This window comes from Streptomyces sp. 2323.1, assembly GCF_900221035.1.
In the GTDB taxonomy this organism is placed as follows: domain Bacteria; phylum Actinomycetota; class Actinomycetes; order Streptomycetales; family Streptomycetaceae; genus Streptomyces; species Streptomyces sioyaensis.
The window spans coordinates 2,751,611-2,764,509 of the sequence record NZ_LT907981.1 but is presented as its reverse complement, the minus strand read 5'-3'; the positions used below and the strand labels follow the sequence as shown (position 1 = coordinate 2,764,509).

The 12,899-nt window shown below is 71.8% G+C and carries 13 protein-coding genes; 9 read left to right on the top strand and 4 right to left on the bottom strand.

Features of this window, described 5'->3' with window-relative positions; translation table 11 throughout:
* The first annotated feature begins 70 nt into the window (after positions 1 to 70).
* The 5 genes from CPH93_RS11270 to CPH93_RS11250 all read left to right on the top strand — a co-directional run bounded on the left by CPH93_RS11270 (position 71) and on the right by CPH93_RS11250 (position 3,861).
* Complete coding sequence (locus CPH93_RS11270; RefSeq protein WP_331716987.1) at positions 71 to 2,299, top strand: ATP-dependent DNA helicase UvrD2; 2,229 nt, start codon at positions 71 to 73, stop codon at positions 2,297 to 2,299.
* Positions 2,300 to 2,443: 144 nt separating this feature from the next.
* Complete coding sequence (locus CPH93_RS11265; protein ID WP_096212687.1) at positions 2,444 to 2,767, top strand: hypothetical protein; 324 nt, start codon at positions 2,444 to 2,446, stop codon at positions 2,765 to 2,767.
* A 118-nt stretch (positions 2,768 to 2,885) separates the two neighbouring features.
* Complete coding sequence (locus tag CPH93_RS11260; protein WP_006603241.1) at positions 2,886 to 3,239, top strand: WhiB family transcriptional regulator; 354 nt, start codon at positions 2,886 to 2,888, stop codon at positions 3,237 to 3,239.
* On the top strand, positions 3,236 to 3,553 hold the full coding sequence (locus tag CPH93_RS11255; RefSeq protein ID WP_093485075.1) for a hypothetical protein: 318 nt from the start codon (positions 3,236 to 3,238) through the stop codon (positions 3,551 to 3,553). The genes CPH93_RS11260 and CPH93_RS11255 overlap by 4 nt, the downstream gene beginning before the upstream one ends.
* Positions 3,554 to 3,663: 110 nt before the next feature.
* Positions 3,664 to 3,861: a hypothetical protein gene (locus CPH93_RS11250; protein WP_006603239.1), complete on the top strand. Its 198-nt coding sequence runs from the start codon at positions 3,664 to 3,666 to the stop codon at positions 3,859 to 3,861.
* Positions 3,862 to 3,990: 129 nt separating this feature from the next.
* Here CPH93_RS11250 and CPH93_RS11245 read toward each other — a convergent pair whose 3' ends face one another.
* The gene (locus CPH93_RS11245) at positions 3,991 to 5,463 is read right to left on the bottom strand and encodes an ABC1 kinase family protein (RefSeq protein ID WP_096212686.1); all 1,473 of its coding nucleotides are present in this window, start codon (positions 5,461 to 5,463) and stop codon (positions 3,991 to 3,993) included.
* 56 nt (positions 5,464 to 5,519) lie between these two features.
* Positions 5,520 to 6,647 carry a ThiF family adenylyltransferase gene (locus CPH93_RS11240; RefSeq protein ID WP_096212684.1) on the bottom strand — a complete coding sequence of 376 codons (1,128 nt, stop codon included), beginning with the start codon at positions 6,645 to 6,647 and terminating at the stop codon, positions 5,520 to 5,522.
* Between the two features lie 178 nt (positions 6,648 to 6,825).
* Between CPH93_RS11240 and CPH93_RS11235 the strand changes: the two genes are divergently transcribed.
* From CPH93_RS11235 to CPH93_RS11220, 4 genes are all read left to right on the top strand, one after another.
* Positions 6,826 to 7,452, top strand: a complete 627-nt coding sequence (locus CPH93_RS11235) for a M48 metallopeptidase family protein (protein WP_173909780.1) — start codon at positions 6,826 to 6,828, stop codon at positions 7,450 to 7,452.
* A gap of 112 nt (positions 7,453 to 7,564) precedes the next feature.
* A complete protein-coding gene (locus CPH93_RS11230; protein ID WP_096212683.1) occupies positions 7,565 to 9,256 on the top strand; it encodes a TerD family protein in 1,692 nt (563 codons plus the stop codon).
* A gap of 15 nt (positions 9,257 to 9,271) precedes the next feature.
* Positions 9,272 to 9,955 (top strand): AIM24 family protein, encoded by a 684-nt coding sequence (locus tag CPH93_RS11225; protein WP_006603234.1) that lies wholly within the window; start codon positions 9,272 to 9,274, stop codon positions 9,953 to 9,955.
* Between the two features lie 20 nt (positions 9,956 to 9,975).
* Positions 9,976 to 10,734, top strand: a complete 759-nt coding sequence (locus CPH93_RS11220; protein ID WP_093485080.1) for an AIM24 family protein — start codon at positions 9,976 to 9,978, stop codon at positions 10,732 to 10,734.
* Between the two features lie 76 nt (positions 10,735 to 10,810).
* Here the strand turns inward: CPH93_RS11220 and CPH93_RS11215 are convergent, their stop codons facing one another.
* Positions 10,811 to 11,341: an NUDIX hydrolase gene (locus tag CPH93_RS11215; RefSeq protein WP_096212682.1), complete on the bottom strand. Its 531-nt coding sequence runs from the start codon at positions 11,339 to 11,341 to the stop codon at positions 10,811 to 10,813.
* A complete protein-coding gene (locus CPH93_RS11210) occupies positions 11,338 to 12,801 on the bottom strand; it encodes a zinc-dependent metalloprotease (RefSeq protein WP_096212680.1) in 1,464 nt (487 codons plus the stop codon). The genes CPH93_RS11215 and CPH93_RS11210 overlap by 4 nt, the downstream gene beginning before the upstream one ends.
* Positions 12,802 to 12,899 lie beyond the last annotated feature (98 nt).

The following is a 12,899-nucleotide window of genomic DNA, read 5'->3' as shown; positions in this document are numbered from 1 at the left end:
AAGTACGACCGGGCCCGGCGGCTGTGGACAGGTTTCCCGGGCGCCTCTGCGGACCTGGCAGCATGGCGGGGTGACAGCAGCAACGGACTCCTCTCTTTTCCCGCAGGTGCCGGACTCGGCCGACGCGGTGCTCGAAGGGCTCGACCCCGAGCAGCGCGAGGTCGCGACGGCTCTGCACGGTCCGGTGTGTGTGCTGGCCGGTGCCGGCACGGGCAAGACCCGCGCGATCACCCACCGGATCGCGTACGGCGTGCGCGCCGGGATCCTGCAGCCCGCGAGTGTGCTCGCCGTCACGTTCACGGCCCGGGCGGCGGGGGAGATGCGCGGCCGGCTGCGGCAGCTCGGTGCCGGCGGGGTCCAGGCCAGGACGTTTCACTCCGCGGCCCTGCGGCAGTTGCAGTTCTTCTGGCCGAAGGCCGTCGGCGGTGAGGTCCCGCGGCTGCTGGAGCGCAAGATCCAGGTGGTCGCCGAGGCCGCCGCCCGCTGCCGCATCCGGCTGGACCGCAATGAGCTGCGAGACGTCACCGCCGAGATCGAATGGTCCAAGGTCACCCAGACCGTGCCGGCCGACTATCCGGCCGCGGTCGTCAAGGCCGGCCGTGAGGCCCCTCGTGACCCGGCGGAGATCGGGCAGATCTACGGCACGTACGAACAGCTCAAGCGCGACCGGGGCAGCATCGACTTCGAGGATGTGCTGCTGCTCACGGTGGGCGTGTTGCAGGACCGGCACGACATCGCCGAGCAGGTCCGCGCGCAGTATCAGCACTTCGTCGTGGACGAGTACCAGGACGTCAGCCCGCTCCAGCAGCGGCTGCTGGAGCTGTGGCTGGGGGACCGCGAGAATCTCTGCGTGGTCGGCGACGCCAGCCAGACGATCTACAGCTTCACCGGCGCCACCCCCGACCACCTCCTCAACTTCCGTACCCGCCATCCGCAGGCGACGGTCGTCAAGCTCGTCCGCGACTACCGTTCCAGCCCCCAGGTCGTGCACCTCGCCAATGGTCTGCTCTCCCAGGCCAAGGGCCGCGCCGCCGAGCACCGCCTGGAGCTGATCTCGCAGCGCGAGGCCGGCCCCGAGCCGGTGTACACGGAGTACGCCGACGAGCCCGCCGAGGCCGAGGGCACCGCCCGCCGGATCCGCGACCTGATCGCCTCCGGCGTACCGGCCAGCGAGATCGCCGTGCTCTTCCGCGTCAATGCCCAGTCCGAGGTCTACGAGCAGGCGCTGGCCGATGTCGGTGTGCCGTATCAGCTGCGGGGCGCGGAGCGGTTCTTCGAGCGGCCGGAGGTGCGCGAGGCGGGCGTCAAGCTGCGGGGCGCCGCCCGCTTCGGCGGCAACGACGCGCTGCTCGACGACGCTGTGGACCTGCCGTCCGAGGTGCGGGCGGTGCTCAGCGACATGGGCTGGAGCAGCCGGCCGCCGGCCGGCTCGGGCGCGGTGCGGGACCGCTGGGAGTCGCTTGCGGCTCTGGTACGGCTCGCCGAGGACTTCGCCCGGGCGCGGCCCGCGGCCACTCTCGCCGATCTCGTCGCCGAATTGGACGAGCGGGCCAACGCCCAGCACGCCCCGACGGTGGAGGGGGTGACGCTGGCGTCCCTGCACGCGGCCAAGGGCCTGGAGTGGGATGCCGTCTTCCTGGTCGGTCTGACCGAGGGCATGATGCCGATCACCTACGCCAGGACGGATGAGCAGATAGAGGAGGAGCGCCGGCTGCTGTATGTCGGCGTCACCCGCGCCCGGTTGCATCTGGGCCTGTCCTGGTCGCTGGCGCGCTCTCCCGGGGGGCGTGCCTCCCGCCGCGCCAGCCGGTTCCTCAACGGCCTGCGGCCCGGTTCGGGGGCGGTACCCGGCCGTCGCACCCCGGGCGCGGTCTCCGGGGGCATCGAGCGGGGCGACGGGGTGGCGGCGGTGGCCCGGCGTCCCCGGCACCACAGCCCGGCGCGCTGCCGGGTCTGCAACAGGACGCTGACGGACGCCGGCGAGATGAAGCTGATGCGGTGTGAGGACTGTCCCTCGGAGCTCGACGAGGCGCTCTACGAGCGGCTGTGCGGGTGGCGGACCGAGCAGGCCGCGCGTCTCCGGCAGCCCGCCTACTGCATCTTCACCGACAAGACGCTGATGGCGATTGCGGAGGCCGTTCCGGGAACCGAATCGGAGCTGGCGGCCATCTCAGGAGTGGGGCGGCGCAAGTTCGACCGCTACGGCAGCGACGTGCTGGCAATCTGTGCCGGCGAGGAGCTCGTGGGAGCCTCGGGAGAGGCGTCCGAAGGACCCGCGGAAAACTCGTCGGAAAAATAGTTTGCGCGTGCGGAGCGCAGCCCCATAGCCTTCGGAAGCAACGGAGACAACGGTTTCTTCCGAGATCCGCTCGATCCGTGTTGTACTTGAACGCCCTGGAACGGGATTCCCGGTCCACCGAGACGCCGAGAGGAGGCGAGCCCAGTGATCAGCTTCATTGAGACCAACAAAATGACCGATCTCTCGGTCGTCGCCGCCTGCCCGCTCGGCTCCTCGCTCCTTGGCACCGGTCTGTCCGGCTTCGGCCGCCTGTCCGGTACCGAGGTCGCGCGCCCCGAGTCCCTCGCTGTGCTGACGCGCAGTGAGCGCACCGCGCGACCGACCGAGGCACCTGCGGTAGCAGCAGCGGCGGCACCGGCGAATGCCTTTGCCTACGCGGCGGCCAACGGTGCCGAATCCCGGCAGCAGTACCAGACGCATGAAATGTGGGCCCACCGCGGGCTCGAACCCTGGAGAGATCCAGCCTGATCGGCGCGATCAGGTCGGCACCTTCCAGGGCCGCGGAACCCACACCGGGATCCGCGGCCCTTTTGTTTGCCCAAGCGCCCGCCACCAGCCGGGCCGAACAGACGAGGAACACACCACCGTGCAACTCCAGACGCACACCCCGTCCGTAGCGACCGACCTGATCCCTCCGCCCGACCCTCAGGAGAACTCCTTGCTTCCCCTCACCGAGCTCGACGACGAGATCGACCGCCTCGGCGCCGCTGTTCCGTGCCGTACCTACGACCCGGAGGTCTTCTTCGCGGAGTCCCCGGCCGACGTCGAGTACGCCAAGACCCTGTGCCAGACCTGTCCCGTCCGTGAGGCCTGCCTCGCCGGCGCCAAGGACCGGCGTGAGCCGTGGGGCGTCTGGGGTGGCGAGCTCTTCGTCCAGGGCGTCGTCGTGCCGCGGAAGCGGCCGCGTGGCCGTCCGCGCAAGAACCCGGTTTCGGCATGAACGCCCTCGGCACAGGAACGATCGACCATCCCCTCACTCGGGATCCCCAGAAGCAGGACCTCACGATGAACCCCTCTCTCACCGACACCCCCGTCCCCGTGAACGTCGACGCGATCGAGTCGCGTCAGAACAGGAACCACGCCATGCAACTCATCCCAGAAGCTCTGGCGCGTGCGCATATGCACGAACGCCTGCGGGAGGCCGAATCAGAACGCAGGGCCCATCGGCTCGCCGCCGCGCGGCGTATGCAGCGGCGCGCCGAGCGCGCGTCGCTCCGTGCCCGCCGAGCGCTGGCCATGGCCGTGATGCAGTAAGGCCGTAAGGCGCTGCACTGATACCGCCATCCACGGGGTCCGTCCGACAGGGCGGGCCCCGTGGTGCGTGGGATCCCGTGTGCCGTGGAGGACGGGGATATCGTCGGACGGTGGACCAGAGGACGCATGAACAGGCGGGGTTGGCGGACGGGAACACGGTGTGTGCCGGCTGCGGCGCGGTCGCCGAGGGCACCCCGCCGACCTGGACGCTCTCCGTCGAGAACGGTGAGCGCCGCTACTACTGCGACACCTGCGCGCGGAAGAACCTCCGCGCCATCGAGGGGCGCCTGGATTCGAGCTGGTGGTGAGGCCGGGCGTCATCACCGGGGCGGTGGGGCCGGAGTAGGCAGACCTCGGGGCCGCCCGGCCGCTCCCGCAGCCGGGCGGGCCCGTCGCCTCCCGCATGCCGGAGCGGGCGGCCGCCCCGGCATGCGGGCTCAGGCCGTGGTCTCTTCGACGGCCTCCTTGCCGAGGTCCGCGCCGATGTCCGTGCCGGCCTCCGCGCCGATGTCTGTGCCGGCCTCCGCGCCGAGGACGGTGCCGGTCTCGGTGATGTCCGGGCCGGGCGGCTCTTCCTCGGGTACGAAGCCGGGCAGCCAGGCCTCGAGTTCGTCGCGCAGCCGTACCGCCGCCCCCAGCTGGCACAGCACCCCGATCGTGCTCAGGGTGACCCGGTGGATCAACAGGTAGGCGGGCGGCAGATTGAGCTGCTTGCCCAACTGATGGGCGGGGGAGCGCGGATCGCCCACCCGGGCTGCCTGATGGCGCATCCAGCTCCGGGTGAAGGTGAACTCTTCGGCCAGCGCCGGCTCGATGATCGGCAGCAGATACTCCAGCACCGCGTCCGGGTCCAGCTCGATGGACTCCCTGACGAAGCCCTCCTCGCACAGCAGCTGGTAGACGGCGTCCGCCTCGCCGTCGAGCGTCATCCGCAGCGAGGTGCCGATCGTCGGCGGCAGCCCGTCGGGCAGCCGGTCCACGGTGCCGAAGTCCAGCACCCCCAGCCGCCACTCCTCGACCGGGCTGTCCGGGCCGTCGGCCAGCAGCCGGAAGTTGCCCGGGTGCGGATCGGCGTGCAGCAGGCCCGTACGGGCGGGGCCGGAGAAGAGGAAGCGGGCCAGCAGCTGACCGGCCCGGTCCCGCTGTTCGTCCGTGCCGTCCGTGATGACCTCGGACAGCGGCAGCCCGTCCATCCACTCCGTCACCAGCACCTGGTCGCACTGGTGGACCACGGACGGCACCACCACGTCCGGGTCGTCGGCGAACTCCTCGGCGTGTGCCTGCTGGGCCTGAGCCTCCAGGGAGTAGTCCAGCTCCTCCGAGACCCGGTCGCGCAGTTCGGCGATCAGCGGTTTGACGTCCATGCCCGGGATGAGCGGGCCCAGCAGCCGGGCGAACCGGCTCAGCTGCGTCAGATCCGACAGCAGTGCCTGGCCCGCGCCCGGATACTGCACCTTGACGGCCACCTCGCGGCCGTCGTGCCACACCGCCCGGTGCACCTGCCCGATGGAGGCAGCCGCCGCCGGCTTGTCCTCGAACTCCTCGAACAGCTCCCGCCACTCCTCGCCGAGCTGCTCGGCCAGCACCGCATGCACGGCGCTCGTCGGCATCGGCGGCGCCGCCTCCTGAAGCTTGGTCAGGGCGGCGCGGTAGGGGCCGGCGATCTCCTCGGGCAGCGCCGATTCGAAGACGGACAGCGCCTGCCCGAATTTCATCGCCCCGCCCTTCAGCTCCCCGAGCACCTTGAAGAGCTGTTCGGCCGTGCGCTGTTGAAGCTCACGGCCGACGATCTCGGCGGATCTGCCGCCGATCCGCTTGCCCAGGCCCCAGGTGGCACGGCCGGCGAACCCCAGTGGCAGCGCGGCCAGCTTGGCGGTACGGGTGACCGCCTTGCGGGGAAGATCAGACATGCGCCCCTCCAACTCACACTGTCCCCCAACCGGGGTTACTCCGTCATTGTGGCGTGTCACGGCCGAGGATCCGAGGCGCCTGCCGCACACAGTGCAGCGGCAGCACCGCAGGCGCACTCCGGATGCGGCGCGATCGGCACCGTGCGCACCTCGGCACACGGTGCGGCCAGCTCCCACCGCGCCCCTGTGCACGGCGGCAGTTCACCGTCGAGGAACGTCAGCGCCTGGACGGCGGCGACGCCCGCGACCGTCGTTGCCAACGCGGCATCACAGGCCGGCACCGCGGGTGAACCGCGTCCCGACCGCCACTGCGCAAGCAGCCGCGGCCAGGCCGGCTCGGCGTCCGTGCGGCGCAGCTCGTCGCAGCGCGCACAGGCCGAACCACCGGGCAGCACCAGCGGACCCACCACTCCCGTGCCCTCGATCACCCCCGCGTAAAGATGCGGGATTCCGGCTGTCAGCAGCGGCTCGGACAGCACGGGGTCGGGTGCGTACGCGCCGAGGCCGTCGCGCGAGGCGAGCACCACCAGGGACAGCCCCGGCTCACCGGACTCGCTGACCGGGACCCGCGGGCGCGGCGCACGGCTCCACGGGGACGACTGGCGGACCAGCCGTTGCGCGGCGGCGGCCCGCCGCTCACCGATCCGCTCGGCCGGCAGCCCGCCGGGCAGGACGTCCTCCGGCTGGACCGTCCCGCCGTCGAGCACCTCCACCCGGCCGACCCCCGAGGCCGACAGCAGCGCCGCGATCGCGGCACCGACCCGGCCCGCCCCCTTGACCCTGGCCCGGACCGCCCTGCGCGCTCCCATCCGGCCCAGGGCGCCCGCGGGCTCCGGATGCCGCACCGAGAGGGCGGCCAGGTCGGGCCGCAGCTGGGCGAAGGCAGCCTGGTCCGCGCGTACGGCCTCGGCCGCCGGGCCGCCCGCAGTGGGTGCCTCCAGCAGCCCGGCCGCACCGAGGCGTTCCACCACGCCCCGTACGTGCTCGGGCGGGAGGTCCAGTAACGCGGCCTCCTCGGTCAGTTGCTGCATGGTGCGGGTGCCGTCGATCAGCGACAGGAAGCTGCCGGTCGCGGTGTCGACCGGGCCGACCACCTTCGCATGGGCCGGAGCCACGCCGAACCGCACCGTTTCCCTGTCCCGCCAGCCGCGCCGCAGCGCGGGCTTGAGCATCGGATGTGTCATATCCGCCCCCGTTCTCCGTCGTCCGGCCCCCAGCATGCGCCGTGCGGCGGATCGGCGCGGAAGTTATCCACAGGCGGTGGGCAGCAGTCGTACAAGCCGTGCACGCCATGGAGTGGTTCGGCGGCGAACCGACCGCGGGGCGGGACTTCCCGCAACGGCAGCGGGTAACGTCGGGCGCGTGCCCGCCGACCCTTCCGCTCACGGCTCAGGGGAGACACCTCTGCGCCGCGCCGCCGACACCTCGCGCCGGACTGCCCCGAGTCCCACGGTCCATGCAGCGGGCACCAGCGCCGTCGAGGTGCGCCGCAGCTCACGACGGCGCAGAACGGTCTCCGCATACCGCGAGGGCGACCGCACGGTCGTCCTGATTCCGGCCCGTATGTCCGAGGCCGAGGAGCGGCGCTGGGTCACCGTCATGCTGGACAAGCTCGCCGCCCAGGAGAGCAAGCGGATGCTGGGCGACGGCGAGCTGGCCGCGCGCGCCGGACGGCTGTCCGCCCAGTATCTGGACGGCCGCGCCCGCCCGGCGTCGGTGCGCTGGGTGACCAATCAGAACACCCGCTGGGGCTCGTGCACGCCGGCAGAGGGCAGCATCCGTCTTTCGCACCGCCTCCAGGGCATGCCGGAGTACGTCATCGACTACGTCCTGCTGCACGAGCTCGCCCATCTGCTCGTCCCCGGTCACGGGCCCCGTTTCTGGAGTCTGCTGGACTCCTACCCCCGTACGGAACGCGCCCGCGGCTACCTCGAAGGGGTGGTCGCGGCCGACCGGCTGCCCCATCTGCCCGCCGCCCGCGGCGAATGAGCCCGCGGCGCGACCCCATCCGCCGCGCCCCGGCATCGCCCGTTGTCGGCGCCAGCGGATAGCCTGGCCGCGCAGATGAACTCACAGCGGGAGCGGGGGACGGGCGTTACGTATGGCCAGGGAATTCCAGCGCGGCCACAAGGCCAAAATCGGTGATCTCACGGCGGGAACGGATCTGTACGTCGGCGTGCAGATCGCCGGGCCCGGCCTGACCTTCGACATCAGCTGCTTCGGTCTGGACGCCGATGAGCGGCTCTCCGACGACCGGTACTTCATCTTCTTCAACCAGCCGAAGTCGCCCGAGGAGTCGATCCAGCTGCTCGGCGCGCAGGCCGGCGACAGCGAGTCCTTCCGGGTCACCCTCGACAAGATCCCGCCGCACATCCAGAAGCTCTCCTTCACCGCCGCACTCGACGGCGCGGGCCAGGTCTCCCAGATCGGCCCCGGCTACCTCCGGATCGTGGCCGGCGGCGAAGAGGTCGCCCGCTACTCCTTCACCGGCAGCGAGTTCAGCACCGAACGTGCCGTCATGCTCGGCGACTTCTACCTCAAGGACGTCTGGCGGTTCGCCGCCGTCGGCCAGGGCTTCGACGGCGGCCTGGAGGCGCTGCTGAAGAACTTCGGCGGCGAGGTCGCCGAGGAGGAGGGCGCCGCGCCCGAACCGCCCGTGGCGGCACAGGGCGCGCCCGGCTTCGCGCCCCCGTCCGGTCCGGCCGCCCCCGCGCCGTCCTTCGGGGTGCCCGCCGCGGAGCCCGTACCGCAGCAGCCCGCGCCCGGTGCCACGGCGCCCCCGGCAGCCCCGCAGCCGGCGCCCGCGCAGCCCACCGCCCCGCAGGTGCACAGCGCGCCCACCCTCGCCGCGCCCCTGGCCCCGCCCGGTGTGCCCGGACCGCCCGGTCAGCAGCCGCCCGCCCCGTACGGCCAGCCGGCGCCCGGTCAGGCCCCTTACGGCCAGCCGCAGACGGCCCCCGGCGGCTTCCCCGGCCAGCAGGCCCCGCAGGCGCCGCCCTACGGGCAGCCGGCCCCGCCGCCCGGTGGATACGGCGCCCCGCAGGGCCAGCCCGCCCCGTACGGGCAGCCGGCGCCGCCACCCGGCGCCCCGTATCCCGGCGCCCAGGCCCCGGCCGTCCCCCAGGGCGGCGGCCCCGGCCTCGGCGTCGTCCTGGACAAGTACAAGGAAGCACCCACCGGTCAGCGCTGGACCCCGCAGAACAGCAAGCTGATCCGTGTCGACCTCGGCGTCGACGGCCAGCCGGTGCTCGCCCGCCAGGGCAGCATGGTGCTCTACCAGGGCAAGGTCGACTTCGGCTACAAGGGCGCCGGCTTCCGCGGCCGCATCGTCGGCAACGCCACCGGCCAGGAAATGCAGCTGATGCGCTGCACCGGCCAGGGCCAGGTGTTCTTCGCGGAGAACAGCGCCCATGTGCACCCCATCGAGCTGCAGGGCGACGCGATCTGTGTGTCCGCCGAGAGCGTCCTCGCCTTCGACGAGTCGCTGCAGCACGAGGTCCGCCGTATCGAGGGCCACGGCATCCCCGGTGGCGCCCTGTTCACCATGCAGTTCCACGGGACCGGCACCCTCGTCGTCAAGACCCAGGGCACCCCGGTCGTGCTGCCGGTCACCCCGACCACCTTCGCCGACGCCAACGCCATCGTGGCCTGGTCGGCCGGCTCGCAGGTGATCATTTCCAGCCAGGTCAGCCTGCGCCGGCACGCCTTCCCGGGCCACTCCGGCGAGACCGTGAACCTCCAGTTCCGGGGCGCACCCGGCAACTTCATCGTCGTCCAGCCCTACGAGGTCTGAGGGAGCCCGTACGTCATGAACCAGCAGCAGCTGTCGGGCTACGTCCCGACCCCGCCCGCCGCCCGCATGGAGAACCACGGCAGCGCCATGGTGAAGATCGCCATGCAGAGCGGCCAGGACGTCTTCGCCCGGACCGGCTCCATGGTCGCCTACGAAGGCTTCGTCCAGTACGAGCCGAACCCGCCCGCCGTCCGCCAGATGGCCTCCCAGTGGCTCACCGGCGAAGGCGCACCCCTGATGAAGTGCACCGGCGACGGCGTGCTCTACCTCGCCGACTACGGCGCCGATGTCGTCTGCATCCACCTCAACGATGACGCGCTCTCCGTCAACGGCACCAATCTCCTCGCCTTCGACGCGCAGCTCCAGTGGGGCGTGCAGCGCGTCAAGGGCATGGCGAAGTTCGCCGGCCAGGGGCTCTTCAACGTCGGGATCTCCGGCACCGGCTGGGTCGCCCTGACCTCCCGGGGCACCCCCATCGTCGTCGACTGCGGCCGTGGCGAGGACGAGACCTACGTGGACCCCGACGCCCTGGTCGCCTGGTCGACCCATCTGAAGATGAAGGGCAAGCGCAGCTTCAAGGCGTCCTCGATGATCGGACGGGGCAGCGGTGAGGCGTACCAACTGGGCTTCTCCGGCCAGGGGTTCGTCGTCGTCCAGCCCAGCGAGGACAGCACCGACCGGCTCCGGGCCCGGGGCTGAGGGGGAGGACCGAACACGCCATGCAGAGTCCGCTTTTCGCCTTCACCGAGGCACAGACCCAGGACCGCTACGCCCTGCAGAACAGCCAGTTGCTGCGGGTCGCCCTCCAGGGCCACGAAGACGTCCTCGCCCGGAAGGGCGCGATGGTCGCCTATCAGGGGCTGCTCGAATTCGACGGCAACTACCAGACGCCCGGCCAGCACCGGGCCCGCGCCTACTCCGGTGAGGGCCTCGATCTGATGCGCGTCTCCGGGCAGGGCACGGTCTATCTGGCCAACCTCGCCCAGTACGTCCATGTCGTCGACGTCGATCACGACGGCCTCACCGTCGACAGCAGCTACGTCCTGGCACTGGACTCCGGCCTCCACTGGGACGTCGTCTCGGTCGACAGCCAGTACGGCATCTCCGGGACCGGGAAATACCAGCTCAACATCTCCGGGCAGGGCAAGGTCGCCCTGATGACCTCCGGCCAGCCGCTGATGCTGCAGGTCACGCCCGACAAGTACGTCAACGCCGACGCCGACGCGGTGGTCGCCTGGTCCGCCTCGCTGCGCGTCCAGATGCAGGCGCAGACGCACTCCTCCGGGGTGTGGCGGCGGCGCGGCAACACCGGCGAGGGCTGGGAACTCAGCTTCCTCGGCCAAGGCTACGCACTGGTCCAGCCCAGCGAGCTGCTGCCGCCGCAGAACGCCGTCATCGGCTCCGGGATGGCCGCCCAGTTCGGCATGGGCCAGCAGGGCGCCCGGGGACACAACCAGGGCAACATCTTCACCAACTGAGCCCCGCCGACGCCCTGCGAGGACAGCTGCGGCGCCCGCCCCGGGAAGGGACGGGCGCCGCAGGCGCAGCCGCTGTCTAAAGCAGTGCGCGGGTACCGTCCACCAGCTGCGCCACCGACGCATCGGCGACGCCGGGCACCTCGTCGTACGCGAACCACCGCAGGTCCAGCGACTCGTCGCTGATCGCCGCCACCGCGCCCTCGGGTGCCAGCGCGGCGTACTGCACGTCCAAATGCACCGCGCAGGGCGTGTGATGACGGTCCAGGCGCACCGGGCCGCCGGGCAGCAGCGTCAGCCCCTGCGCGATCCCGGACTCCTCCCGCGCCTCCCGCAGCGCCGCCTCGGCGAGCGAGGCGTCCTCGGGCTCGCAGTGGCCGCCCATCTGCAGCCACATCTTCAGCTTGCGGTGCAGGGTGAGCAGCACCCGGCCGCCGACCGGGTCGATCACCAGCGCGCTGGCCGTGAGGTGCCCTTCCTTGCAGGGCTTCCACATGCCGTCCTCATGGGCGGCAAGATGATCCAGATACGTCAGGCGCAGCTTTTCCTGCGCGGGGGACGGCGCGGGCCACCCGGTGAGCACCCGCGCCGCATCGGCATGCAGACTCACCTGTCGCCGTCGCCCTTTCCCTCGCCGGGGGCCTCGTCCGGACCCTCGCCTTCCGGGGGCTGCGTGCCTGCATCCGGCTTGCCGCCGCTCGCGGCCTCGCCGAGCATCTTGTCGAGCTCGGAGAAGTCCGGCTGCTCGTGGTGCACGAACCCGTCCGGGTCGTCCAGATCGGCCGCCGTCGGCAGCATGTCCGGGTGCTCCCACAGGCCGTCGCGGCCCTCCAGGCCCCGGGCGTCCGTCAGCGACGCCCACAGCCGCGAGGCGTCCCGCAGCCGCCGCGGACGCAGCTGGAGGCCGATCAGCGTCGAGAACGTCTGCTCGGCGGGGCCACCGCTCGCCCGGCGCCGGCGCAGCGTCTCGCGGAGCTTGTCCGACGAGGGCAGATGCGGCTTGGCGGCGGCGTGCACCACCGCGTCCACCCAGCCCTCGACGAGCGCCAGCGCGGTCTCCAGCCGGGCCAGCGCCGCCTTCTGCTCCGGGGTGTCCTCGGGCTGGAACATGCCCTGCTGAAGGGCGTTCTGCAGCTCCTCGGGGTGCTGCGGATCGATCTGGCCGACCACGTCCTCCAGCTTGGTCGTGTCGACCTTGATGCCGCGTGCATAGCCCTCGACGGCACCGAACAGATGCGAGCGCAGCCACGGCACATGGGCGAAGAGCCGCTGGTGGGCGGCCTCGCGCAGGGCCAGATACAGCCGCACCTCCTCCTCGGGCACACCCAGTCCCGCGCCGAACGACGCGATGTTGCCGGGCAGCAGGGCGGCCTTGCCGGCCGGGCCCAGCGGCAGTCCGATGTCCGTCGAACCGACGACCTCACTGGCCAGCACGCCCAGCGCCTGCCCGATCTGGGTGCCGAACATCGCGCCGCCCATGGAGCGCATCATCCCGAGCAGCGGGCCCGCCATGGCCTGCATCTCCCCGGGGAGCACATCGCCCATCGCCGCCCCGACGCGCTCGGCGAGCGGATTGACCAGGTCCTTCCACACCGGCAGGGTCTCCTCGACCCACTCGGCGCGGCTCCAGGCCACTACGGAGGCGGACCCCGACGGCAGCGACGTCACGCCGTCCAGCCACAGATCCGCCAGCCGTACGGCCTCCTCGACCGCACTGCGCTCACCCGGCGACAGGCTCGCATCCTTGCTGCCGTCCTCGGCGCCCTGCGCGACGGTCTGCCGCGCGATGTCCTTGGCCATGTCCCAGTTCACCGGGCCGCCCTCGTAGGAGAGCATCTGCCCGAGCTTCTGGAAGGCGGCTCCCAGGTCGCCAGGGTTCATTTCGCCGCCGGGGCCGCCCATGCCGCCGAAGAGCGCCGCGAACGGATTGTCCGCGCCGCCGCTCCCGCCGCCGAACCCGAAGGGGTCCGCGGGGCCCTGGCTACCTCCCTGGCCGCCCTTCTTCTTGCCGTTGTCGCCGTCCTCCGGCTCCTCCGGCGGAAGGCCGAATCCAAATGGGGTGTCACTCACGGGGTTCCTCGGCTCGTAGGGCCGCCGACCAGGTGGCCGACGGCGGGCTGCCCACATCACCTCCAGCGTAGACACCCGGACCGCTTCGGGGCTCGGTG